Origin of the sequence: Pelomonas parva (genome assembly GCF_043555835.1) — a bacterium.
Taxonomy (GTDB): domain Bacteria; phylum Pseudomonadota; class Gammaproteobacteria; order Burkholderiales; family Burkholderiaceae_C; genus Pelomonas; species Pelomonas parva.
On sequence record NZ_JBIGHV010000007.1, the window covers coordinates 203936 to 228354 of the forward strand.

General features: G+C 68.0%; 22 protein-coding genes. 3 read left to right on the forward strand and 19 right to left on the reverse strand.

What is annotated here, in order from left to right; translation table 11 throughout:
• The first annotated feature begins 237 nt into the window (after positions 1 to 237).
• Positions 238 to 522, forward strand: coding sequence for a YlcI/YnfO family protein (locus ACG00Y_RS19345; RefSeq protein WP_394481667.1), 285 nt, complete (start codon positions 238 to 240; stop codon positions 520 to 522).
• Positions 519 to 845 carry a type II toxin-antitoxin system RelE/ParE family toxin gene (locus ACG00Y_RS19350; RefSeq protein WP_394481669.1) on the forward strand — a complete coding sequence of 109 codons (327 nt, stop codon included), beginning with the start codon at positions 519 to 521 and terminating at the stop codon, positions 843 to 845. Before ACG00Y_RS19345 ends, ACG00Y_RS19350 begins: the two co-directional genes overlap by 4 nt.
• 116 nt (positions 846 to 961) lie before the next feature.
• Here the strand turns inward: ACG00Y_RS19350 and ACG00Y_RS19355 are convergent, their stop codons facing one another.
• Positions 962 to 2236, reverse strand: a complete 1275-nt coding sequence (locus ACG00Y_RS19355; RefSeq protein WP_394481671.1) for a cellulase family glycosylhydrolase — start codon at positions 2234 to 2236, stop codon at positions 962 to 964.
• A gap of 417 nt (positions 2237 to 2653) precedes the next feature.
• Entirely contained in the window at positions 2654 to 3772 is a 1119-nt protein-coding gene (moaA, locus tag ACG00Y_RS19360; protein ID WP_394481673.1) for a GTP 3',8-cyclase MoaA, read from the reverse strand.
• 142 nt (positions 3773 to 3914) lie between these two features.
• On the opposite strand from moaA, the gene ACG00Y_RS19365 reads away from it, so the two are divergent.
• On the forward strand, positions 3915 to 4307 hold the full coding sequence (locus tag ACG00Y_RS19365; RefSeq protein ID WP_394481943.1) for a ribonucleotide reductase subunit alpha: 393 nt from the start codon (positions 3915 to 3917) through the stop codon (positions 4305 to 4307).
• On the opposite strand, the gene ACG00Y_RS19370 is transcribed toward ACG00Y_RS19365, so the two are convergent.
• From ACG00Y_RS19370 to ACG00Y_RS19450, 17 genes are all read right to left on the reverse strand, one after another.
• A complete protein-coding gene (locus ACG00Y_RS19370; protein ID WP_394481675.1) occupies positions 4304 to 4993 on the reverse strand; it encodes a carbonic anhydrase in 690 nt (229 codons plus the stop codon). The genes ACG00Y_RS19365 and ACG00Y_RS19370 overlap by 4 nt on opposite strands.
• 7 nt (positions 4994 to 5000) lie before the next feature.
• On the reverse strand, positions 5001 to 5750 hold the full coding sequence (locus tag ACG00Y_RS19375) for a peptidylprolyl isomerase (protein ID WP_394481677.1): 750 nt from the start codon (positions 5748 to 5750) through the stop codon (positions 5001 to 5003).
• A gap of 7 nt (positions 5751 to 5757) precedes the next feature.
• On the reverse strand, positions 5758 to 6453 hold the full coding sequence (gene narI / locus ACG00Y_RS19380; RefSeq protein ID WP_394481678.1) for a respiratory nitrate reductase subunit gamma: 696 nt from the start codon (positions 6451 to 6453) through the stop codon (positions 5758 to 5760).
• On the reverse strand, positions 6450 to 7142 hold the full coding sequence (narJ, locus tag ACG00Y_RS19385) for a nitrate reductase molybdenum cofactor assembly chaperone (protein ID WP_394481680.1): 693 nt from the start codon (positions 7140 to 7142) through the stop codon (positions 6450 to 6452). Before narJ ends, narI begins: the two co-directional genes overlap by 4 nt.
• Positions 7143 to 7150: 8 nt before the next feature.
• Positions 7151 to 8674, reverse strand: a complete 1524-nt coding sequence (gene narH, locus ACG00Y_RS19390; protein WP_394481682.1) for a nitrate reductase subunit beta — start codon at positions 8672 to 8674, stop codon at positions 7151 to 7153.
• Positions 8671 to 9039, reverse strand: a complete 369-nt coding sequence (locus ACG00Y_RS19395; RefSeq protein WP_394481684.1) for a cupin domain-containing protein — start codon at positions 9037 to 9039, stop codon at positions 8671 to 8673. The genes narH and ACG00Y_RS19395 overlap by 4 nt, the downstream gene beginning before the upstream one ends.
• Positions 9040 to 9073: 34 nt before the next feature.
• On the reverse strand, positions 9074 to 12865 hold the full coding sequence (locus tag ACG00Y_RS19400) for a nitrate reductase subunit alpha (protein WP_394481686.1): 3792 nt from the start codon (positions 12863 to 12865) through the stop codon (positions 9074 to 9076).
• Positions 12866 to 12876: 11 nt separating this feature from the next.
• Complete coding sequence (locus ACG00Y_RS19405) at positions 12877 to 14214, reverse strand: MFS transporter (protein WP_394481688.1); 1338 nt, start codon at positions 14212 to 14214, stop codon at positions 12877 to 12879.
• 355 nt (positions 14215 to 14569) lie between these two features.
• Positions 14570 to 16201, reverse strand: a complete 1632-nt coding sequence (locus ACG00Y_RS19410; RefSeq protein WP_394481690.1) for an MFS transporter — start codon at positions 16199 to 16201, stop codon at positions 14570 to 14572.
• 20 nt (positions 16202 to 16221) lie between these two features.
• The gene (locus ACG00Y_RS19415) at positions 16222 to 17487 is read right to left on the reverse strand and encodes an MFS transporter (RefSeq protein ID WP_394481692.1); all 1266 of its coding nucleotides are present in this window, start codon (positions 17485 to 17487) and stop codon (positions 16222 to 16224) included.
• A 419-nt stretch (positions 17488 to 17906) separates the two neighbouring features.
• Positions 17907 to 18575, reverse strand: coding sequence for a response regulator (locus ACG00Y_RS19420; protein WP_394481694.1), 669 nt, complete (start codon positions 18573 to 18575; stop codon positions 17907 to 17909).
• Positions 18572 to 20437: a type IV pili methyl-accepting chemotaxis transducer N-terminal domain-containing protein gene (locus ACG00Y_RS19425; protein ID WP_394481696.1), complete on the reverse strand. Its 1866-nt coding sequence runs from the start codon at positions 20435 to 20437 to the stop codon at positions 18572 to 18574. The genes ACG00Y_RS19420 and ACG00Y_RS19425 overlap by 4 nt, the downstream gene beginning before the upstream one ends.
• Positions 20438 to 20498: 61 nt before the next feature.
• Positions 20499 to 20714, reverse strand: coding sequence for a DUF3079 domain-containing protein (locus ACG00Y_RS19430; protein WP_394481697.1), 216 nt, complete (start codon positions 20712 to 20714; stop codon positions 20499 to 20501).
• Positions 20711 to 21379: a hypothetical protein gene (locus ACG00Y_RS19435; RefSeq protein ID WP_394481698.1), complete on the reverse strand. Its 669-nt coding sequence runs from the start codon at positions 21377 to 21379 to the stop codon at positions 20711 to 20713. The genes ACG00Y_RS19430 and ACG00Y_RS19435 overlap by 4 nt, the downstream gene beginning before the upstream one ends.
• A gap of 16 nt (positions 21380 to 21395) precedes the next feature.
• Positions 21396 to 22586 (reverse strand): NnrS family protein, encoded by a 1191-nt coding sequence (locus ACG00Y_RS19440; RefSeq protein WP_394481700.1) that lies wholly within the window; start codon positions 22584 to 22586, stop codon positions 21396 to 21398.
• Complete coding sequence (locus ACG00Y_RS19445; protein WP_394481702.1) at positions 22564 to 23079, reverse strand: Rrf2 family transcriptional regulator; 516 nt, start codon at positions 23077 to 23079, stop codon at positions 22564 to 22566. The genes ACG00Y_RS19440 and ACG00Y_RS19445 overlap by 23 nt, the downstream gene beginning before the upstream one ends.
• A gap of 7 nt (positions 23080 to 23086) precedes the next feature.
• Entirely contained in the window at positions 23087 to 23374 is a 288-nt protein-coding gene (locus tag ACG00Y_RS19450) for a DUF2249 domain-containing protein (protein WP_394481704.1), read from the reverse strand.
• Between the last annotated feature and the right edge of the window lie 1045 nt (positions 23375 to 24419).

Sequence of the window (24419 nt, forward strand, 5' to 3'; positions counted from 1 at the left end):
ACAGTCTCCACGTTAGTGTGTTCGGTGTCCTTGACCTTGAACGGCGCCTTCTGGCCGACGATCTTGCCCTTGTTCCACGGCTCGCGAGACAGGGTGTTGGCTGCTGGTCCCATGATGGTCTGCCATCGAGTTGAGGGCCAACCAGCATGCGCCTGGACCGCCCGGATCGATAGGTGTTGCGCGTCGGCGGCTTGGATGCGGATTGGCGGCGTAGCACGTTTGCTATACATTCAGGCGATGCGCTCCGCCACCTTTCCCCCCATCCGCGTCGAGCCTGAGGTTCGGGCCGAAGTCGAAGCCGTCTTGCGGGACGGTGAGTCGCTGACCCAGTTCATCGAGCAGGCGGTCGTTGCGGCCGCAGCTTGGCGTCGCGTGCAGGCGGAGTTCGTCAGCCGCGGTGAGGCGGCGATCGAGCGTTGGAAGCAAGAAGGCGGCGGCCGTACCGTCGACGAGGTCATGGCTGGCTTGCAGGGGCGCCTTGACGACGCGAAACGTCGAGCAGCTGAACGCACTGGCCGGTGAAGCCCGTCTACAGCGTCACGCTGCTCGAAGAGGCAGTTGCGGACCTTCAGCGCCTGGAGGACTTCGCCATCGAACGTGAGCTCGCAAGTGAAACGCCGGATTGGACGACGCCTCAACGCGCGCTCGACGCGATCAGCGAGGGGATGCGTCTACTCTCCTGGTCGCCTTTCACCTGCCGAAAGGCGGAGCTGGGGAATGGCCGCTCGCGTGAATTGGTCGTGCCGTTTGGCGGCGCGGGCTATGTTGTGCTGTTCGAAATTGTCGGCAACGACGTGGTCGTGGGTGCTGTTCGGCACCAGCGCGAAGAGGACTACCGGCCCTGAAATCGGGCACTAGGCCAGCCGGCCGACGCAGCGAGGCGCCGGCTCGTGTCGGCCGTGCTAACCGCCTTTTTGAGTCACCTGGCAGCTTCGTGCCCAAAGTGGCCGGTCGCACGCGTTCACTTCACCTCGACCTCTGCTGAAAATACCAGGCCGCCGTCCTGGCTGGTGGCTGTCAGCCTCGCCTTGCCCCGCTTCAGTGCGGTGAGCTGGCGCTCGCCCGCGTCGAGGCGTACGACGCCCTTGCCCTCCCACTCGTCGAGCTTCAAGCTGAAGCGCTTGTTGGCCGCATTGGTCGGCGCCACGAGCGTCGTCACTGCCGTCGCCTCGCCGACCTTCAGCACCGACTTGGCCAGGTGGACGTAGACGCCCGAGGCCCGCACCACGCCGTCCGCATAGAACGAGGCCGGCCGGACCGAGGTCTGCATCAGGCCATGCGGGCTGAGCGCCACGATCTGAGCGCCGGGCTCGTGCGGCCATTTGCCGAACACACCGCCCTCGGCGATATCGAAATAGCGGAAGTCGTTGCAGTCGCCATTGGGCATGCCGCCCCAAGACCAGTTCAGCCAGCCGACGCCGTGCTCCTGCAGCATCAGCATGGCCTCCAGGTAGGGTAGAGGCTTGGGGTCGGCGCACTGCCCCATGCGGGTCACCGACGGTCCCTCGCCCACTACCACGGCCACGCCGTGCTGCCGGCCGGCCTCGACCACCTTGCGGTAGTTGTCCAGCGCCTTGTCGGCCGGCCAGTAGGAGTGGGCCGAGAAAATCAGGTTGCGCAGCGGGTCACGCTGGAGCAGTGCGGGCGCCACGCGCAGCAGCTGGTCGATGTTCTGCCCCCATCCGGCCGCGTCGATCATGATCGGTACTGTGTAGCCCCAGCGGCGCAGGGATGCGACGGCTTGGTCATATGTGGCCAGGAAGTCCTCGTCTGTCACGGTGCGGTCGCCCGCCTCGTTGGCGATGTTGAGGATGGTCCAGCGGCGCTGCGCCTGGATGCCCGCGATGAGGGCCGGGTCGTTCCAGAAGTTCACGCAGCCCTGCAACGCCTCGCCCCACTTGCCGGTGGCGTTGTGGCATTCGGGAATGGCCACCATCTTGCGTGCGATCGTGGCTTCGATCAGCTTGAGGAGGTCCGCGCTCGACCCCTTCTTGTGGTCCCACACCAAGCGCAGACTGTTTGCGCCGGTCTGGTCGATCTGCGGAATGAGGGTCTTGCCCAGCGGATCGTTCGACCACACGAACATCTCGTTCAGGCCACGCATCACCAGGCGCTCGCCAGCGGCGGTGTAGATCTGGCCGCGTGGGTCGACGTGGATGGTGTCGGGTGCGGACCGGACGGCGCCAGTAGCCAGGACGGTGAGCAGGGCGGCGGCGGTTCGAAGGAGTGGGTGCATCGGTATTCTGGGAGGCAACACGGAGGGGGCCGGATGAAAGGCGCGGCGTTCAGCGGTTCAACCGGCGCATCATCCACTGCGGCGCAAGCCAGCTCACTTGCGCTGCGTGCCCACCGAGATTCCTGCCTCGCCGCGGTCGAAGCGGCAACGCCGGCGCAGGAGCGGTGACAGGTAAGCGATGGCAGCTTCGTTGCCCCAACTGCGAAGCTGGCCACGCGCCTCATACAGGGGCTCCCGCTGCATAGCAGCTACTGAAGTGAATCAGGGCAGGCAGGCGGTCGCTTTGTGCCCAAAGCAGTAGCTCGCTGCGCATCGACCAGCCGCGCGATCAGGCCGTTCTGTTCAATACGGGTGCCTGAACCGCGGCAGCCTTGGGCGGCGAGGCTGTGCTTTTGAGAGCGAAGAACCCGGGTCGATTCAGCCGCCGAGCACGTGCATGTCGGCGCGCTCGGGGTGCAGCAGCCGCAGGCGCTCGCGTTGCTCGGAATAGGCGTCGCTGCGGCCGCCCCAGATCTCGGCGAGGCGCTCGCGCAGCAGCGCCTCGCTGCCGTCGGCGGCCCGCAGCAGCGGCCGCAGGTCATGGCCGTGGGCCGCGAACAGGCAGGTGTAGAGCTGGCCCTGGGCCGTCAGCCGGGCACGCGTGCAGTCGCCACAAAAGGCGTGGCTGACGCTGCTGATGAAGCCGACCTCGCCGCCACCATCGGCATAGCGCCAGCGCTCGGCCGTCTCGCCACCGCGCGTGGGCTGCAGCGGCTGCAGCGGCCAGCGTTCGGCGATGCGCGCGCGCAAGTCGGCGCTGGGCAGCACCTCGCCCAGCTGCCAGCCGTTGTGCGTGCCGGCGTCCATGAACTCGATGAAACGCAGCACCATGCCGCCGCCATAGTTGTCGCGGAAATGCGCGGCCAGTGGCAACGCCTCGCCGTCGTTGACGCCGCGGCGCACGACCATGTTGACCTTGATGGACGTGAAGCCGGCGCGCTGCGCGGCCTCCAGCCCGCGCAGCACCTCGGCAACCGGAAACCCGACTTCATTCATGCGCTGGAACACCGCGTCGTCCAGCGCGTCGAGGCTGACGGTCAGGCGGTTCAGCCCCGCGTCGCGCAGCGCCGGAGCCTGGGCGGCCAGCAGGCTGCCGTTGGTCGTCAGCGCCAGGTCGGGCGGCGTGCCATCGAGCGTGCGCAGTGCGGCGAGCTGGCTGATGAGCCGGGGCAGGTCGCGGCGCAGCAGCGGCTCGCCGCCGGTCAGGCGCAGCGTGCGCACGCCCAGGGCCAGCGCCTGGCGTGCCACCTGGGCGATCTCCTCGAAGTTGAGCAGCTGCGCCTGCGGCAGGAAGCGGTGGCCGGGGCCGAAGCGGCTGCGCGGCATGCAATAGCCGCAGCGGAAATTGCAGCGGTCGGTCAGCGAGATGCGCAGGTCGCGCCAGGGGCGCTGGCGACGGTCGCGCAGGGCGCCGTCCAGCGGCGCCGGCGCAGCCGGCTCGACCCGCGCCGTCGCCGGGCGCGGCATCCAGATCAAAGGGGCGGTCCTGGCGTCCATGCCGGCATTCTGGGCAGCGGCCCTGCGCGGCGCATCCCGCCGTGGCACGAGGCCGGCGGGAGGTGGCCTAGTCCGTCTGGCCGACCCCCGCCTCGTCCGTCGGACGCTCACGCCGCTATGGCGACGCGATAGTGTGTCGACCATGAACATCGAACATTTCAACGACCTGCTCGCCATCGCACGCGCCCAGCCCGAGCCGCAACGTCTGCTGATGGTTTTTGCCACGGCCGAATGCGAGCCCGACGCGACGCCCGAGCAAATGGCCGCCCACGCGGCCGGCACTGGCGGGGCGCTGCGCCCACTGATGTGCGTGGACAAGGATCCGGCCGAGCTTGCCGACTTCGCCGCCCTGGCCGCGGAGGCGCGCGCGGCGGGCCCCGGCTGGCAGCTGGTGTTTACCGCCGCTCTGGCCGGCCGCACGACCAGCACCGAGATTCAGCGCATGCTGGATCTGCTGGTCAAGCGCGTGGAGAGCGGCGAGTTCGGCGGGCTGCTGCCCTTTGACACGGCCGGTGAAGCCGTCCTGATCGGCTAGCCGGCGGGCACGCCGCTCGCATCCAGCCCGGCGTCTTCGTCAAAGACGCGATAGGGGCCGGTGCCGGCGTTGTCGGCGCGAGAGGCTGGCACGAAGGCGCCGACGCTGACATCGAAGACATGGACCTCCCCGTCCTCGATGACGTAGTGCCATCCATGCAGGGTCAGCGCCCTGGCGTCGACCTGCTCGCGCACCATGGGGTAGTCCATCAGCCGCTCCAGCTGCAGCACGATGGCGCGCTGCTCGGTGCGGCGCAGCACCTCGGCGCCCTGCTCGGCCACGGGCAGCACCGCCTCGCAGCCGAGGTCCAGCCAGCGCGCCAGGTTCTGCGCTGCCGCCGGCACTTCGCCGTAGAGAGCGCGGATGGCACCGCAGTGGCTGTGGCCGCAGACGATGATGCGTCGCACCTGCAGGGTGAGCACGGCGAACTCGATGGCCGCTGCCGTGCCGTGAAAGCCCTGGCTTTGGTCATAGGGCGGCACGAAGGCGCCGACGTTGCGGACGAGGAACAACTCGCCCGGGCCGGCGCCGGTCAGCAGATAGGGCACCAGGCGCGAATCGGAGCAGCCGATGAACAGGGTCAGCGGATGCTGGCCCTCGTCGACGAGGTGCCGGAACAGCGAGCGCTGCTGCGGGAAGGCGTCCGTCTGGAAACGGCGCAGGCGTTCGAGCAGCTCGTCAGGCATGGGCGCCTTACTGCACCAACGGCGATGTCGCCTGTTGAAGTTCGACACCCTGCAGCCGCGCATCCGCCGCCAGCGTCTGCAGATACTGGCGCAGCGCGCTGATCTGATGCAGCTGGCGCATGCGCTGGGCCACCGCGTCGCGGACCTGCTCAAAGGCGGGCAGGCGGCCAGGCTCGCGCGCATCGACGGCGGCGATGTGCAGGCCGAAGCGGCTGTGCAGCAGGCGCGGCAGCACGCCGATCTCGGTGCGACCGAACAGCTCGCGGGCGAACTCCGGCGCGCAGTCGTCGGCCGTCAGCCAGCCCAGCTGCCCGCCGTCTGCGCCGCTGGGGCAGTTGGACAACGCCTTGGCGGCGGCGGTGAATGCGGCCTGCTCGCTGGCGCGCAGCTCGATGAGGTGGGCTTCCGCGCGCTGGCGCAGCCGCACGACATCGACACCCGGTGTGACGCCGAACAGGATGTGGCGCACCTGCACCCGTTCGCCCTGGGCATAGTGGCGCGTGTTGGCATCGAAGTGGCGGCGGCTGGCCGTCTCGTCGGGCTCCGGGCCAGCCAGTTCGCGGGCGATCAGCGCCTCGATGGCCTGGCTGGCCGCCTCGCTGATGGCGCCCTCACGCGGCGCGGGGTCGTCCTGGGCGAGCAGGCCAAGCTGCATGGCGCGCTGGCGCAGCAGCTCGGTGCAGGCACGCTGGCGCAGTGCTTCGTCGTCCACGGCCTCTTCGGGCGAGGCGATCTCGATGTCGTTGACATGGGCCATGGTGGACTCACTTGGGCAGGTTGAGGCGGCGCGAGCGCACCACTTGGTAGGGCCGGAATACGTAGGCCACCGACGCGAGCCCGCTCCATACATGCACCAGACGGCTGAAGGGGAAGAGCAGGAAGATCGTCATGCCCAGCACCATGTGGACCTTGTAGGGCCAGTCCAGCGGCACGAGGGCGCTGGCGTCGGGGTTGAGGGTGACGATGCGCTGGGCCCAGTCGGCCAGCACCAGCATGACCGAGCCGTCGCTGTGCGAGAAGGAGTAGGGCAGCGTGATCAGGCCCAGGCTGAGCTGGATCCACAGGATCCACAGCACGGCAAGGTCGGTCTTGTGGCTGGTCAGCCGGATGCGCGGGTCGGTGTGGCGGCGCCAGATCAGCATCGACAGCCCGACGAAGCAGACCAGGCCGGCGATGCCGCCGGCCACCATGGCCAGCATCTGCTTCTGCGCCGCGCTGATGACATGGCCGTAGAAGAAGTGCGGCGTCAGCATGCCGACCGCGTGGCCGACGAACAGGAAGAGGATGCCGACGTGAAAGAGGTTGCTGGCCCATTTCATGCCGCGGCTGCGCAGCATCTGCGAGCTGTCGCTCTTCCAGGTGAACTGGTCGCGGTCGAAGCGGGCCAGACTGCCCATCAGGAAGACCGACAGGCAGATGTAGGGGTAGACGACGAACAGGAAGTTGTGAACGGCGCTCATGCCTGCGCTCCCGGTTGTTGAGGGCTGTGCTTGCGCACGATGTGGATTGGCTGCGGCTGCTCGGGCCGCGACTGGCCGGCCGTGGAACAGCCGCCGAAGGCTTCGGGCTCGGCCCAGGCCTCGTCGAGCTCGGGCTCGGGCGGGATGTCGACGCGCTCGGCCCGCTCGCCGGCCAGCTCCAGCGCGGCGGCCAGAACGCTGGCGTACGGGCTCTGGCGGCGCTTGAGCGCGCTGAAGATGGCGCGAACGACATGCGCGATCTCCTGCAGGAAGTCGCGCGCCTCGCGGGCGGGCTGGGTGCTGGCGAACTCCAGCACCACGGCCAGGTGGTCGGGCAGCTCGCTGGCCGTGAGGTAGAGGCCGGCGCGCTCATAGGTCTGCTGCAGGTCGACCATGGCCGGGCCGCGGTCGCGCGAGTCGCCGTGGATATGCTCGAACAGCAGCAGCGAGGTGCCGCGGCCACGGTCGAAGAGGTCGACAAAGTCGGCCTCGACCGCGAAGGGGTCATCGCGGTGCAGATGCTCCAGCAGTGCGCACAGCTCGTCGAGGCGGGCGGCCGGCAGCGCGGCCTCGGCGCGCAAGGCCTGCTGCAGCTCCGGGACGGCGGCGCGCAACGCCGCATCCGGGTAGCGCAGCAGTGCGGCGAGCACGCGTAGGCTGTAGGGGGCGTGGGTGGGTTTGTTGAACATGGCGACCCTCAGATCGTTGCCTTGATGGGGATGGTTCGCTTCTTCTCCGAGCCAAAGAGGCTCGTTTCCGTTACGCCCTCGGAGCAGCCGTTGCCGAAGCTGAAGCCGCAGCCGCCGCGCACGTTGAAGGCGTTCTCGGCGTACTCGCGGTGCGTCGTCGGGATGACGAAGCGGTCCTCGTAGTTGGCGATGGCCATCACGCGGTACATGTCCTGCACCTGGGCTTCAGAGAGGCCGGCCTGGTCGAGCACGGCCAGGTTCTTCACGCCGTCCACGTGCACGCCGCGCTGGTAGGCACGCATGGCGAGCATGCGCTCCAGCGCGCCGACGACGGGCACCGTGTCGCCGGCGGTCAGCAGGTTGGCGAGGTATTGCACGGGGATGCGCAGCTGCTTCACGTCAGGCAGCTCGCCCACCTCGCCGAGCTGGCCGGCATTCGCCGCCGCGCTGATGGGCGACAGCGGCGGCACGTACCAGACCATGGGCAGCGTGCGGTACTCGGGGTGCAGCGGCAGGGCCACCTTCCAGTCCACGGCCATCTTGTAGACGGGGCTGTTGCGCGCCGCCTCCAGCCAGTTCTCCGGGATGCCGTCAGCCCGCGCCTGCTCGATGACGGCGGGGTCGAAGGGGTCGAGGAAGAGATCGAGCTGGGCCTGGTAGAGGTCCTTGTCGTTGGGCGTGGCGGCGGCCTCGAGGATGCGGTCGGCGTCGTAGAGCAGCACGCCCAGGTAGCGGATGCGGCCGACGCAGGTCTCGGAGCAGACCGTGGGCTGGCCCGCTTCGATGCGCGGGTAGCAGAAGATGCACTTCTCGGCCTTGCCGCTCTTCCAGTTGTAATAGATCTTCTTGTAGGGGCAGCCCGACACGCACATGCGCCAGCCGCGGCACTTGTCCTGGTCGATCAGCACGATGCCGTCTTCCTCGCGCTTGTAGATCGAGCCCGAGGGGCAGCTCGCCACGCACGCCGGGTTCAGGCAGTGCTCGCACAGCCTGGGCAGATACATCATGAAGGTGTTCTCGAACTGGCCGTAGATGTCCTTCTGGATGTCGTCGAAGTTCTTGTCCTTGCTGCGCTTGCTGAACTCGCCGCCGAGGATCTCCTCCCAGTTCGGGCCCCACTCGATCTTCTCCATGCGCTGGCCGGTGATGAGGCTGCGCGGCCGGGCCGTCGGCGCATGCTTCATCTCGGGGGCCGACTGCAGGTGGTCGTAGTCGAAGGTGAAGGGCTCGTAGTAGTCGTCGATCTCCGGCAGGTTGGGGTTGGCGAAGATCTTCATCAAGAGCTTCCACTTGCCGCCCTGGCGCGGCTCCAGCTTGCCGTCGGGCTTGCGGATCCAGCCGCCGTTCCACTTGTCCTGGTTCTCCCATTCCTTGGGATAGCCGATGCCGGGCTTGGTCTCGACGTTGTTGAACCAGGCGTACTCGACGCCGGGGCGGCTGGTCCAGACGTTCTTGCAGGTCACCGAACAGGTGTGGCAGCCGATGCACTTGTCCAGGTTCAGGACCATGCCGATCTGTGCGCGTACTTTCATGATGAGGATTCCTCTGTGTCGATCGCTGATGCGTGCGGGCGCTCCCCATGCAGCATCACCAAGGCCGAGGCAGCGGTCGTGGCCGTCACGGCGTGGAGTTCATTGGGCGGGATGTGGCACAAATCCCCGGCGGTCATCCGCAGCGCCTTGCCATGCACCTCGAAGGCCATCTCACCTTCCAGGCACTGGATGACCAGGGCCTGGGGAACACGGTGTTCCTCCAGGTGCTCCCCGGCGCGCAGCACCAGGCGAAAGACATGCAGCCCGGGGACCTTCACCAGGGTGGTGGTCTTCTCTTCGGCGATGCGCTCGCCCAGTGGGCCGGCATACACCACCGCGCCTGCCGCCGCATGCATCAGCGCCATATGCCGTCCCCCTTGTGCGCCGAATGCGGCCGCATCACGGGTTCTCCCCTTGGGCCTGATAGGCGGGCGCCAGGTGGTCGTCACGCGGCGTGTCCAGCCAGTCCACCTTGTTCATCTTGCGCACCACGACGAACTCGTCGCGGTTGGTGCCGATGGTTCCGTAGTAGTTGAAGCCGTAGCTGTACTGGGCGTAGCCGCCGATCATGTGGGTGGGCTTGGTGACGATGCGCGTCACCGAGTTGTGGATGCCGCCACGCACGCCGGTGATCTCGCTGCCGGGCGTGTTGATGATCTTTTCCTGGGCGTGATACATCATGGTCATGCCGGGGTTCACGCGCTGGCTGACCACCGCACGGGCCGCGATGGCGCCGTTGATGTTGAACAGCTCCACCCAGTCGTTGTCCTCGATGCCGGCCGATTTCGCGTCGTCCTCGCTGAGCCAGATGACAGGCCCGCCGCGGTTGAGCGTCAGCATCATCAGGTTGTCGCTGTAGGTGCTGTGGATGCCCCACTTCTGGTGCGGCGTGATGAAGTTGAGCACGATCTCGGCATTGCCGTTGGGCTTGATGCCGTGGATGCCGCCCGTGGCCTTCAGGTCCACCGGCGGGCGGTAGCTGCTGAAGCCCTCGCCGAAGGCACGCATCCACGCATGGTCCTGGTAGAACTGCTGGCGGCCCGTCAGCGTGCGCCATGGGATCAGTTCATGCACGTTGGTGTAGCCGGCGTTGTAGGAGACCTTCTCACTCTCAAGCCCGCTCCAGGTCGGCGAGCTGATGATCTTGCGCGGCTGCGCCTGGATGTCGCGGAAGCGGATTTTCTCGTCCTCGCGATGCAGGGCCAGGTGGGTGTGCTCGCGACCGGTGGCCTTGGACTGCGCGGCCCAGGCCTTGACGGCGACATGGCCGTTGGTCTCTGGCGCCAGCTGCAGGATGACCTCGCAGGCATCGATGTCGGTCACGATGCGCGCGCGGCCGGCGGCGTCCACGCCGTTGAGCTCGGCGAGCTGGGCGACCTCGGTCTTGGTGTCCCAGCCGATGCCCTTGCCGCCATTGCCCAGCTTGTCCATCAAGGGCCCCAGCGAGATGAAGCGCTCGTAGGTGGCCGGGTAGTCGCGCTCGACGACGGCGATGTTCGGCGCCGTCTTGCCAGGGATGAGTTCGCACTCGCCCTTCTTCCAGTCCTTCACGCCGAAGGGCTGGGCCAGCTCGGCCGGCGTGTCGTGCATCAGCGGTGACAGCACCACTTCCTTCTCCACGCCCAGGTGCCCGACGCAGACCTTGCTGAAGGCCTTGGCGAAGCCCTTGTAGATCTCCCAGTCACTGCGTGACTGCCAGACCGGGTCCACGGCCGCCGACAGCGGGTGGATGAAGGGGTGCATGTCGCTGGTGTTGAGGTCGTTCTTCTCGTACCAGCTCGCGGTGGGCAGCACGATGTCCGAGTAGAGGCAGGTGGTGCTCATGCGGAAGTCCAGCGTCACCAGCAGGTCCAGCTTGCCCTGCGGCGCCTGGGCATGCCAGCGCACCTCGTTGGGCTTGGCTTCCTCCGCGCCCAGGTCCTTGCCCTGCACGCCGTTCTCGGTGCCCAGCAGGTGCTTGCAGAAATACTCGTGGCCCTTGCCGCTGGAGCCCAGCAGGTTGGAGCGCCAGACGAACATGTTGCGCGGCCAGTTCTGCGGCGCGTCGGGGTCCTCGCAGCTCATCTGTAGCGAGCCGTCGCGCAGGCCCTGCACGACATAGTCCTTGGGCGCCATGCCGGCCTCGGCTGCGTCCTTGACGACCTGCAGCGGGTTGGTCTTGAGCTGGGGGGCGCTGGGCAGCCAGCCCATGCGCTCGGCGCGCACATTGCAGTCGATGAGGCTGCCGTCGAACTCGGCGCGCTCGTCCGCCGTGGCCAGCGGCGACAGCACCTCGTCGACATTGAGCTTCTCGTAGCGCCACTGGTCGGTGTGGGCGTAGAAGAAGCTGGTGCTGTTCATCTGGCGCGGCGGGCGCAGCCAGTCGGTGGCGAAGGCCAGCGGTACCCAGCCGGTCTGCGGGCGCAGCTTTTCCTGGCCCACGTAATGCGCCCAGCCGCCGCCGCTCTGGCCGATGCAGCCGCACATCATCAGGAGGTTGATGACACCGCGATAGTTCATGTCGCAGTGGTACCAGTGGTTCATCGCGGCGCCGATGATGATCATCGACTTGCCCCGGGTCTTGTGCGCGTTCTCGGCGAACTCGCGCCCCACGCGGATGACCTGCGCACGCGGCACGCCAGTGATGGCCTCCTGCCAGGCCGGCGTGTAGGGCGCGTTGTCGTCATAGCTGCTGGCGCCCGAGCCCCAGCCGCGGTCGATGCCGTATTGCGCGGCCTGCAGGTCGAAGACGGTCGCGACGATGACCTCACCGTCCTGCGTCACCAGCCGCGAAGCCGGCACACGGGCGCAGTGGCTGACGCCGTCGGCTTGCGGGTTGGGCGTGAAGTGCGCGCTGGCGCTGCCGGCGAAGTAGGGGAAGGCGACATCGACGATCTCGTGCGCCTGCTCGCCGTCCTCTACCAGCGAGAGCTTGAGCTTCACATCGCCGCCGCCCTCGGCCTCCCTGGCCTCCAGGTTCCACTTGCCGGTGTCGTCGCGGCCCTCGGCACCCCAGCGGAAGCCGATGGAGCCGTGCGGCAGCACCAGGCGGCCGGTGGCGTCGAAGGCCAGCGTCTTCCACTCCGGGTTGTTGCTCTGGCCCATCTGGCCGGCCAGGTCGCTGGCGCGCAGGTAGCGCCCGGGCACGCGGGTCTTGCGGCCGTCGGGCAGGGTCTGCTCCTGCAGCAGCACCAGCAGCGGCAGGTCGGTGTAGCGGCGCGCGTAGTCGTCGAAGTAGGGGCTGCGCTGCTTGAAATAGAACTCGTTGAGGGCGACGTGGCCCATCGCCATCGCGAGCGCGGCATCCGTGCCCTGCTTGGGGTGCAGCCACAGGTCGGCCAGCTTGGCGACCTCGGAGTAGTCGGGCGTCACGGCCACCGTCTTCGCGCCCTTGTAGCGCACCTCGGTGAAGAAGTGGGCGTCCGGCGTGCGCGTCTGCGGCACGTTGCTGCCCCAGGCAATGATGTAGTTGCTGTTGTACCAATCGGCCGACTCGGGCACGTCGGTCTGCTCGCCCCAGACCTGCGGGCTGGCTGGCGGCAGGTCGCAGTACCAGTCGTAGAAGCTCATGCAGACGCCGCCGATCAGGCTGAGGTAGCGGCTGCCCGCCGCGTAACTGACCATGGACATCGCCGGGATGGGCGAGAAGCCGATGACGCGGTCCGGCCCGTGCTGCTTGATCGTGTAGACGTTGGCCGCAGCAATCAGCTCGTTGACCTCGTCCCAGGTGGAGCGCACGAAGCCGCCCATGCCGCGCACCTGCTGGTAGTCGCGCCGCGCGCTCTCGTCGCTCTGGATCAGCGCCCAGGCATCAACCGGGCTCTTCGAGACAGCCAGCGCCTCGCGCCAACGCTTGAGCAGGCGGCCGCGCACCATCGGGTACTTCACGCGGTTGGCGCTGTAGAGATACCAGCTGTAGCTCGCGCCTCGTGCGCAGCCGCGCGGCTCGTGATTGGGCAGCTCGGGGCGGGTGCGCGGGTAGTCGGTCTGCTGGGTCTCCCAGGTGACGATGCCGCCCTTGACGTAGATCTTCCACGAGCAGGAGCCGGTGCAGTTCACACCATGCGTGCTGCGCACGATCTTGTCGTGCGCCCAGCGGTTGCGGTAGGCGTCCTCCCAGGTGCGGTCCTCGCCGGTGGTGACGCCATGGCCGCCCGAGAACACCTCCTTGGGCAGCTGGAAGGCGGTCAGTCGATCCAGGAAATGGGACATCGATTTCTCCGTTAACAGGACAGTGGGGCGTGCCGCCGGCCGTAGAACCACCAGCAGATGGCCATGCAGCTCAGGTAGAACGCCAGGAAGCAATACAAGGCGGCCTCGGGGCCGCCAGCCAGCGCGATCGCGCTGCCGAAACTCTTGGGAATGAAGAAGCCGCCGTAGGCACCGATGGCTGAGCACAGCCCCAGCGCCGCGGCGCCCTGGGCCTGGGCCTCAGGCAATGAACCTTGGCTTTGCTGCGCTTCGCGCACAAAGCCCATCGGCACCATGCGAAAGGTGCTGCCGTTGGCAATGCCGGCCGCCAGGAAGATGAGCGTGAAGCTGGCGACGAAGAGCGCCGCGCCGCCCTCGCCCGCCAGGCTGGCAAGCACGCCGACGACACCCAGGGCCAGCGCGCCGAAGCAGGCCAGGCTGATGCGCGCGCCGCCGAACTTGTCGGCCGCCCAGCCGCCCAACGGCCGTGCCAGCGCGCCGAGCAGCGGGCCGATCCAGGCCAACTGCAGCGCGCCGTCCAGCTCAGGCAACTGGCTGCGCAGCAGCAGCGGATAGGCCGCCGAGAAGCCGATGAAACTGCCAAAGCTGCCCAGATACAGCCAGCTCATCAGCCAGCTGTGCCGGCGCGTGAAGAGCTGGGCCTGCTCGGTCATGCCGACGCCAGCGGCGGGCAGATCGTCCATGCCGAACCAGGCGGCCATGCTGGCGAGCGCGATCAGCGGCAGCCACACCAGGCCGGCATTGGCCAGCCACAGCCCGCCCGGTTGGGCGGGCAGGCCGAAGAGATCAAGCGCGATGACCATCGGCACGGCCCACTGCACCAGGCCCACGCCCAGGTGCGCGAAGCCGGCGCCCACGCCCAGCGCCGTGCCCTGCTCGCGCGCCGGATAGCAGGCACTGATGTGGGCCATGCCGCTGGCGAAGTTGGCGCCGCCCAGGCCGCACAGCAGGGCCAGCACGACCATCCATTCGTAGGGCGTGGCGGGGTCCTGCACGGCCAGCGCGATGCCGCCGGCGGGCAGCAGCAGGCTGGCGGTGGACAAGGCCGTCCAGCGCCTGCCGCCGACCCAGCGCACGGCGAAGCCGTAGAAGATGCGCAGCGTGGCGCCGCACAAGGCCGGCAGCGCGCTGAGCCAGAACAGCTGGTTGGTGCTGTAGCGAAAACCCGCCGCCGGCAGATGCACGACGAGCACCGACCACAGCATCCACACCGCGAACGACAGCGCCAGCGCGGGAATAGCAACCCAGAGGTTGCGCAGCGCCACCGCCCGGCCATGGCCGGTCCAGAAACCCGGGTCTTCCGGGTTCCAGGGCAGTGGGAGTGAGAGAGTCTTTGGCACGGTAGTCATGCTCCTCGGCGGGGGCTTCGTTGCCCATCCACCGCCGGTTGGGTGGGACCGGCGCGGAAGGAGGAGGCGGGAGGCGGCAGGCATCGTTCTTCCGGACGAGGGCACTTAGGTTGGGCGCAGGAGGCTGGGTAGGCCTGATGCTCCGTTGCTCGGGCCAGCGGCCCGATCCTTCGCCAGGCACAAACAGTCCTCAGGACTGTTTGAGTCCGGGCTCAGTCCCCCGGTCTGCTTCGCAGCCCTCCTCCTTTACCTGCGCATCAGGCCCACCCAGCCTCCTGCTTGGCACTTCTCGGAATGCGCCAAGAAAAATCGCGCCCGTCGGGCGCGATGTGAAGATGGGGACGTGCGGTACTGGTCAGGGGTTCTTGATCTCTGCGCCGCGGCGCAGATAGAACCACCAGTTCAGCACCAGGCAGACGGCGTAGAAAGCCGCGAAGCCATAGAAGGCGAACTGCGGCGTGCCGGCCTTGATCTGCTCGCCGATCAGCACCGGCGCGACGAAGGCGCCGTAGGCGGCGACGGCCGAGGTCCAGCCCAGCACGGGGCCGGCCTGGGTGCGGTCGAAGATGATGCCCACCGAGCGGAAGGTGGAGCCGTTGCCGACACCGCTGGCCGCGAACAGCAGCACCATCAGGCCCATGAAGGCCGGGAAGAACTGCTCCGGCGTGGCCGAGCCGTAGGCCTGCTGCATGACGTAGCCGACGGCCGCCGAGGCGAACACCATGACCGTGGAGATGACCTGCGTGACGATGGAGCCGCCGACCTTGTCCGAGATCCAGCCGCCCAATGGCCGCACCGCAGCGCCGACGAAGGGGCCGATCCAGGCATAGGTCAGCGCAGACGGGGCGTTCGGGTTCTTCAGCGTGTGCGTGAGCACGCCGGCCGCATCGGCTACATGCTGGAAGCCGAAGATCACCGTGATCGCCAGCGGCAGGGCCATCGAGAAGCCGATGAAGCTGCCGAAGGTGACGACGTAGAGGGCCGTCAGGCTCCAGGTGTGCTTGTTGCGGAAGATGGCGAACTGCTTGGCGACGTTCTCCTTCATCGCCCCGAAGGCGGCCAGCCGCATGACGAGCAGCGCGGCAATGATGTCCAGCGGGATGGCCACCCACATGCTGAGCAGGCCCAGGCCCGTCGGCGCCGGCAGGTAGAGATAGAGCATCCCGATGGTCGGCAAGAAGGCCAGCGAATACAGGTAGGTGATCTTCAGGAAGGCCACCACGGGATGACCGGCGCTCGGCGTCACGGTCTTCAGGTTGTTCATGCCGAACCAGCACAGGATGGACAGCGGCACCAGCGACAGCACCCACGCAAAGCCGGCGTTCTGAATCCAGGTCTCGGTGCCCGCAGGAATCTTGCCGAAGATCCAGCCGCTGGCCTTCACCAGCGTCATGGGGTCGCCGCTGAGGCCGAAGAAGCTGACCGTCATGACCAGCGGGATGACGACCTGCATCGTCGTCACGCCGAAGTTGCCCAGGCCCGCGTTCAGGCCGAGCGCCGTGCCCTGCAGCCGCTTCGGGAAGAAGGTGTTGATGTTGGACATCGACGAGGCGAAGTTGCCGCCACCCACGCCCGACCACAGCGCCATCAGCTGGAAGGCCCACAGCGGCCAGCCCGGGTGCTGCAGTGCGATGCCGGTGCCGATGGCCGGCGCCAGCAGCATGGCGGTCGTCAGGAAGATGGTGTTGCGCCCGCCGGCCATGCGGATCAGGAAGGAGGCCGGGATGCGCATCGTGGCGCCCGAGATGCCGGCGATGGCCGTCAGCGTGAAGAGCTCGGCCTGGGTGAAGGGGAAGCCCAGGTTCAGCATCTGCACGGCGATGATGCCCCACATGCCCCAGACGGCGAAGCCGCACAGCAGGGCCGGGATGGAGATCCACAGGTTGCGGTAGGCGATGCGCTTGCCGGTGCGCTCCCAGAAGGCGTCGTCCTCAGGGCGCCAGTCGTCGATGTCCGCGCCACGGGTGGCGCTGCCGGTCTTGTTCATGGAATGTCCTTGTGCCGGGTTCAGCCGGCGAGATGAAACTCGGGCGCGTTGCGGCCCATGACTTCGGTGCGGCGCACTTCGGTCCAGTACATCCAGATCAGCGAGACCCAGACCACGCCGTACATCAACATGAAGGCGCTGGAGCGGATGCCCGTGAGGTCCAGCAGCGCGCCGAACGCGATGGGCAGCACGAAGCCGCCCAGCCCGCCGGCCAGGCCGACGATGCCGCTGACGGCACCGATGTTCTGCGGGTAGTCGTCGCTGATGTACTTGAAGACCGAGGCCTTGCCGAAGGCCCAGGCGACGCCGAGCACGGCCATGATGGCGGTGAAGGTGTAGACGTTCAGGCCGATGAAGAAGGTCCTGGGGCCGTCGATGGTGGCGACGGTGAACTCGGTTTGCGGATAGCTGAGCAGGAACAGGCAGATCCAGCTCGCCCACATCACCCACCACGTGACCTTGTGCGCGCCGTACTTGTCGGAGAGGACCCCGCCGAGCGCGCGCAGCACACCGCCGGGCAGGCTGAAGCAGGCCGCCAGCAGCGCGGCCACACGGATGTCCAGCCCGTACTCGCCGACGTAGTACTGCACCATCCACAGCGCCAGCGCCACATAGCCGCCGAACACGATGCTGTAGTACTGGCAGTACTTCAAGACCTTGGGGTCCTTGAGCAGCTTGAGCTGGTCGCTGAACTTCACGTGGCTCGGCACCAGGTGGCTGGGGTCGCTGTGGCTGAACAGCCAGAACAGCACGACGGTGCCGGCCATGATGGCCGCGTAGACCTGCGGCACCACGGCCCAGCCGAAGGCGACGAGCAGCACCGGCGCGACGAACTTGTTGACCGCCGAACCGGAGTTGCCGGCGCCGTAGACACCCATCGCCATGCCCTGGCGCGCCTTCGGGAACCAGCGCGCCACATAAGGCGTGCCCACCGAGAACGAGCCGCCGGCCAGGCCCACGAACAGGCCGACGACGAGGAAGTGCCAGTAGGCTGTGGCATAGGCCATCAGCCAGATCGCCGGCACGGTGATCGCCATCAGGAGGGTCATCACGATGCGGCCGCCGTAGCGGTCGGTCCAGATGCCCAGCGGCACGCGGATCAGCGAGCCGGTCAGCACCGGCATGGCCGTCAGCAGGCCGAACTCGGTGGCGTTCAGGCCGAGCTGCTTCTTGATGGGGATGCCGATGACACCGAACATCATCCAGACCATGAAGCAGACAGTGAAGGCCAGGGTGCTGACGATCAGCACCGACCAGGCCTTGCGGTCGACAGGGGGCGCGGTCATGCGGTTTCCTCCTCAGTGAACATGAGCCCACTGTCTCGCTCAGCCCGCTCGCTGCCCATTCGCCGGAGGATCAGCGGGGCACCGCCCGCTGGGAGGACGACGGGTGTGACGGCCTCGTCCTAAAGAACTACGCCTCTGGCTGCATCGGGGCGGGCGCAGGAGGGCGGGCAGGCCTGATGCTTGACGTAGCGCTCAGTGATCGCCGCGAAAACCCGTTGGTGCCGAAGCCGGGATGCGGGGGCGTGCAATTGCGCAGGTAAAGGGGGAGGGCCGCGCAGCGGGCCGGAGGACTGAGCCCGGACTCAAACAGTCCTGAGGACTGTTTGTGCCTGGCGAAGGCTCGGGCCTCTGGCCCGAGCAACGAAGCAATTGCATGCCCCCGCGTCCCGGCGCAATCCAGCTATCGCCGTGGCGTTCGCCTAGGCCCGCTGCTGCGTCACCAACACCGCCGCCTGCACCCGCGAGTCCAGATCCAGCTTGCGCAGCAGATGCTGCACGTGGATCTTCACGGTCGTCTCGGCGATGCCCAGTTCACGTGCGATCTGCTTGTTGGAGTCGCCACGCGCGATCAGGTCGACGATCTCGCGCTCGCGCGGCGACAGCGTGCCCAGCGGGTCGGGCGGCGCGGCGGCGGCCGTGGACGCCGCCTCGGCGTCGTGGCGGAAGGCGCTGGCCAGCTTGGCCGTCATCTCGGCGCTGAAGCTGGACACGCCGCGCGCCGCGCGCTCGATGGCCTGGGTCAGTTCGTGGTTGTCCGCCGTCTTCAGCAGATAGCCGCAGGCACCCGCGCGCAGCGCCGCGCTCAGGTCGGACTCGGACTCGCTCATCGTCAGCATCAGCACCTGCGCGCCAGGAGCAGCCGCCTTCAGCGCGGGCAGGGCCAGCACGCCGGTGACGCCGGGCAGGTGGTTGTCCAGCAGGATGACCTGGGGCTGCAGCTCGGCGGCCAGGCGCTCGGCGGCGCCCGCGTCGCCGGCCTCACCGACGACCTGCAGCTGCGACTGCGTGGCCAGCAACGCGATCAGGCCGCGGCGGAACAGCGTGTGGTCGTCGACGACGAGGACACGGATGGGATCAATGACGCTCATGGATTCATCGCCTCGGATTCAGGCAGCGAGACTCGCACCAGCGTGCCTCGTCCGGGTTGGGATTCGAACGCCACGGCGGCGCCCACTTTGGCGGCACGCTCGCGCATGATGCGCAGGCCCACGTGGCTGTCGTCGGGCATGTCCACCGCCGGGTCGAAACCGCGGCCGTCGTCGCGCACGTCGATCTGCCAGTGCGGCTGGTGCGTCAGGCGCACCTGCACCTGCCTGGCCTGCGCATGCTTGCGCACATTGGCCAGCGCCTCCTGCACCACGTGCAGCAGCTGCACCTGCACGTCGGCCGGCAGCGGCGCACCGTGGCCATCCACCTCCAGCTCGGCCTGCAGGCCGCTTTGCAGGCGGAACTTCTGCAGCGTTTGCTGCAACGCGGGCAGCATGTCGTCGCCATCGGTGCGGGTGCGGAAATGCATCAGCAGCGCGCGCACGTCGGCCGTGCATTCCTTCAGGCCGAGCTCCAGCTCCTCGACGAGACGCGCGGCCGCATCGGGCTGCCCGCCCTGCCGAGCATCCTTCAGCAGCTGCAGCTGGATTTTCATGAAGGCCAGGCTCTGCGCAATGGAGTCATGCAGCTCGCGGGCCAGCATGCCGCGCTCCTCGGCCACGGCCGCCTCGCGCTGCAGGGCCGCGTTGCGCAGGCTGTCCATGGCGCTGGCCAGATGACTTGCCAGGCTGTCCAGCAGTTCGCGGTCGGCCTTGCTGGGCTGCGGTGTCTCGCGGAAGAGCAGGTCCACCTCGCCCATCACCCGGCCCTGCGTCGTCAGCGCCACCGCCGTCACGGCGACGAAGCCGGCCTTGGCACAGTGCGACCCATGGCGGTGCTCGCTGGTGATCGGGATCACGCTTGCGTGAAGCCCCGCGCTGCCGCAATGGCATTCGCCCGGTGCCAGGCAGCGCTCGGTGTCCAGCATCGCGGGCGGCAGGCCCTGTGCGGCCAGCAGCACCATGCGCTGCTGGCTGGGGTCCATCCAGCGCAGGGCGACCGCATCGGCGCCAGCCGCCCGGCGCATGCGATCCGCAAAGCCGGTCGCCAGGTCGCGCGAGGACGAAGCCCCGGCGGCAAACGACGTGGCCTCGTAGAGCGTGGCCAGCCGCTGCTGCTCCAGGCGCAAGTCCGCCGTCTTGGCGCGCACCTCGTCCGCCATGCCGCAGTAGACCGCTTCGAGCCGCTGCGCCATGCGGTTGAAGCCGCGCGCGAGATCGCCGAATTCGTCCAGCGAATCCTCGGCGATGCGGGCACCCAGCGTGCCCTGCTCCAGCGCCCGCAGGCCGCGGCGCAGGCGGTCGACCGGTGCAAAAACCACCAGGTGGGAGGAGTACAGAAAGATCATGGCTGCGGCAATGGCCAGCCCCACCAGCGCCAGTTGCACGCTCGACAGCAGCGCGCTCCAACTGCCCATGCGCGCCTCGACCGCGTCGACAAGGATGTCGATGCGCCGCACGAGGGCCTCGGCCTGGGCGCCAGTGGGTGCGGGCAGGCCCCCGGGCGCAGCCGACCTGAGCTGCAGCCAGCCTTCGCGCACGCTGCGGTAGGCCTGCAGGGTCGGCTCGTCGCGGGGAAGGAACAGGGGCCGGGCCGGGTCGCCGTCCACCAGCAGTTGCAGCGATGCGTCGTAGGCCTGCGCAAGCCCGCGCATCTGGCCGCTGGCGCCAGCGGCTCCCTGGTGGGCGAGGCGCCAGGTCTGCATGCGCAGCCGCCCGGCCTCGTTGACCGCCGCCGCGCCGCCTTCGAGCTGCCAGCCAATCCACAACGTCAGCCCGATGGAGGCCAGCGCGATGCACAGCAAGGCGGCACCCAGGATGCCGACCTTGGTGGCGAGACGCGCGCGATTCCAGCCTTTGAACATGCACAGATTCTGGGCAGACCGTTTCGGGGTGAGCTTGATCTCGCGCAAGGAAGGCGGCGATTCACTGCGCTAGCGTCCCCGCTGGCCCGGCGGCTTCGCCTGCGGGCGCCCTGGCATCCAGGCCCCAGCTCATCCAGTCGTCGCCGAACAGTTCGCTGGGATGGGGCGTGGCCACCGAGCCGTTGCCGCACTGCAGCGACTCGGCCGCGCAGTAGCGGTCGCAGCCCCAGCAGATGCGCCCGGGGTTCGCCGGCCGGATCGGGAACTTCTTGCTCACGCCAACGCCTCTGCGGCCTCCGGCATGTGGGGAAGGCCGGTCGCGCCGCGCAGCCGCTGCACCGGCCGGACCATGAACACGGTGGGATCGCGCCCGCGCTCCAGGAGCAGCATGCGCACGCGCGCCTGCCAGAGTTCGCCCAGCTCGCCCTCCTGCTGCGGCGTCGCCTTGCCTGAGGACAGCAGTGCCACCAGCACGTCCAGCTCCGGCTGGCCGGGCAGGGACGCGGTGTCCACGCCGACGTCGACCGCAGCATGGCTGTCGAGCCGGGTGAAGCGCAGCGCCAGCAACAAGTCGGGTCTGCTGCGGATAAGGCCCGCCCGGCTGAAGCGCCCACCCAGGCCCTTGAAGCCGGAGCCACCCGCCGCGCCGGTGAGCATCTGCACCACGGTCGCGACGACACCGCTGCCGCCGGTGCGCACGTCGTCGCGGAACTCCACCTTGATGCCGCCGCGCTGGGGCAGGCCGTCCGGGTAGAGGTGCTCCAACGCCAGCCAGGTGAGCCAGTAGGCCGACGCGACGGCCACGCAGGAATGGCCGGCAAGCCGCACGGCATCGGCGAAGCCGTACTCGAAGATGCCGTCCTCGGCGCAGCCCAGCACGCGGGCCAGCGGGTCCTGCACGGTGAGGCGGGGGATCTCGGCAAAGTAGTCGGGCAGTTTCATGGGGGTCTCGTAGGGATCAACCGGGCCGGCCGTCGAGGCGCGGGCGGGACAGCACGGGCCAGTAGCGCACCGCGTACAGGCCGAAGCCCGCCGACCACAGCAGAGCCGAGGCGAGCGTGGCGTGCACGAACAGGGCCGGTGCGATCAGGGGCAGGATCACGCGCACGGCGGCGGCGGACGCGACCAGCAGGTAGCAGGCGACCTCGTAGCGGTCGGCCTTCAAGGGCCGCCCGGTGTGGCCGCGCGCGGTGCGCGTCATCATGCCGATGACGAGGCCGCCCACGGCGCCCACGGTCAGCGCATGCGTGGCGAGCGACGGCATCAGCCAGCCGGCTGCGGCCAGCGCGCGCAGCAGCAGGTGCACCGGCACCCACAGATAGGCCAGGTGCAGCACCCACACGATGGGTACCCGCAGCGTGCGCCAGGGCTGCCACAACGCCCAGCGCCAGGCGTGCGCGGCGCCGGCCGCGAGGGTCAGCACCGCCAGCGGCACGCCCTGCAGCCCGAGGGCATCGGCGGCCAGCAGCGCCAGCACACCGCCCAGCGCCGCCTTCTCCACCCAGGCATTGCGTGCCGCGGCCGCGCCGGGCACGCCGTTGTTCGTGAACATCGGGATGACGCGCCCGCCCACCACGGCGAGGATGAAGAGCACCACGTCCAGCGCCACCTGGATGCCGATCCAGCCGGGCACCGCGACGACGCCGAACTGCGCCAGATGCACACAGCCGGCGGCCAGCGCCAGCAGGGCGAGCAGGCCGATGAAGAAGTAGTTGCGCCGGCTGCGGGCCTTCACGAAGGGCACGGCCAGCGCGATGGCGGCGGCCAGCGGAAAGGCGACGTTGGTGACTGCGGCGGTCAGTGCATAAGGCGTCAGCACCAGCACCCGGGCGGCCACCCAAAGCGCCGCCAGCGCCGCGAGCTTCCAACCCGTGGGCGTGGGCAGGTTGGCCCAGTTGCGGCCGGCCGTGAACAGGAAGCCGACGATGACCGCCAGCGTGAAGCCGAACAGCATCTCGTGGGCATGCCAGATCGGACCGGCCAGGTAGGGCTGCCCCAGCAGGCCCGAGAACTGCAAGGCCCACAGCGGCACTGACAAGGCCGCGAAGACGCTGGCCAGCAGGTAGAACGGCCGGAAGCCCAGCGCCAACAGCGCAAAACCGCTTGGCGCCACACGTGCGGGTTCGTCAATTCTGAGCAAGTGGGTCATGTCGTGTACTTCGTTGGCGGTGCGGCGGCACAACGCCGCCACGATTCGCCTGGGCAGGCGCCGTGAAGCGCAGCAGATGAACCAGTTCCCCCCGGTTGCCGGCGATGTCGGCCAGCGTGTAGCGGTCCAGCACGGCGTAGAAGGCCGTCACGGCCTCGCCCAGCACGCCCCTGAGCTGGCAGTGATTGGCGATGGCACAACGGCTCGCCTGCGCCGAGAAGCACTCGGCCGGCAGTGGCTCGCCCTCGGCGTCGCGCACCACGTCACCGATGCAGATCCGCTCGGCAGGCCGGCCCAGCATGAGGCCACCGCCCTTGCCGCGCACCGTCGTCACCCAACCGCGCCTGGCGAGTTGGTGAACGACCTTGGTGAGGTGGTTGAGCTTGATGTCGAAGGCCGCGGAGATGGCGGCGACCGTGACGCGCCGGTCCGGCTCGCAAGCCAGGTAGATCAGCACGCGCAGGCTGTAGTCGGTGAAGGCGGTGAGCCGCACGGACGGCTCAGGCGCAGCCGCATGAGCCGCAGCACTGTCCACGGCCAGCGTCCGCAGCAAGCTTGGTGATGCGCACACGCCAGTTGTGCGGGCCGTCTTCGAGAACCTCCCAGGCAAACGCGCCGGGCTGCTCCAGGCCCAGCTGCTCACAAAGCGGTTGAGCGTTCCGATCGACGATGACTTCCAGCGAGTCGTAAGGGACGAGGCGACGAAAAGCGCTGCTCACCCCATGAGGCTGCTCGCGCTCATCCCGGCCTCGCAGGTCCAGTTTCGTGTCGTCGGTGGTGGGTGTCATTGGCGATCTCCAGAACATGCATTTGATATGCATGAATGCTAGGAGGCAGCGGGCATGGACCGCTTGATCTCCGTCAAACAACGATCTTGGGGCTCGCGTGGGAGGCGTCAACTCGAGCCGCAGCGGTCACGCAGCCCGCAGGAAGCCGAGTGACCGGTGCTTGCCGCAGCGGTCATCACACGACCAAAACTGGATGTCGTCGCCAGCCTGTTGCTGTAGTTCGGCGAGTTTCCGCTTTGGGCACTTATGCACAGTGCTCAGTTATGTGCAGGTCTCCGATACCGATAGGCTGCAGGCCCCGTGAATGCTGGCGTTGCGTGCGTCAAGGGCGATGACGCGCTGCACATAACGTTTGATTTCCGACGAGGCGAGACTGAGGTCCAACAGTCTTGCCACGCGGCAGCCACCGACGCGATGACGATGGCACACCGCCCCAACCGACATCGCCCGTTGTGACAGGTGCTCTCTCGGCAGGGGGCAATCAAATTCCTGAGATTGGAACAGTTCGCCGCACGCTGGAGATGAAGCTGCGGCGCGCACCCCAGCAAGGATTCATCGCGTTTGACGCCTTTGAGCATGACGAAACTATGGACAGTTTCGAAGCCCAGGCACGCCCCCCGCACGAGGGAGATGTCGCACGAGCACCTACTGAGCTACTCATAATCGAGCACTGTGCATAAGTGCCCAAAGCCGAAGTCCGCACCCCGGGGGGGGCAATCATTTCGCGGTTGCCATCATTGGCGGTCAGCCGTCGAGTTCACGATGCCCGGCATGAAGCAGTCGCCGGCAGACTTGGCTGTTCAACGGCTTGAACCGGGCCTTGTGCGACAGATACGCGCACGGCATGCCGAAGTCTGGATGAGCCGCCTCTCGCTGCTATGACAGGCGCCTGCTCAGGGAGGAAAAGCAGGGGGCCGAAGCACGAGACCAATGTAGCGCATCCGTGGTGATGCCTGTGGTTGAACGCCGCCGTCAGCCGAGAAGCCGCTACCAGCGCGAGGCCTATGAGACGGCGATGGTTCAATGCGAGCCCGTTGAACTTTCT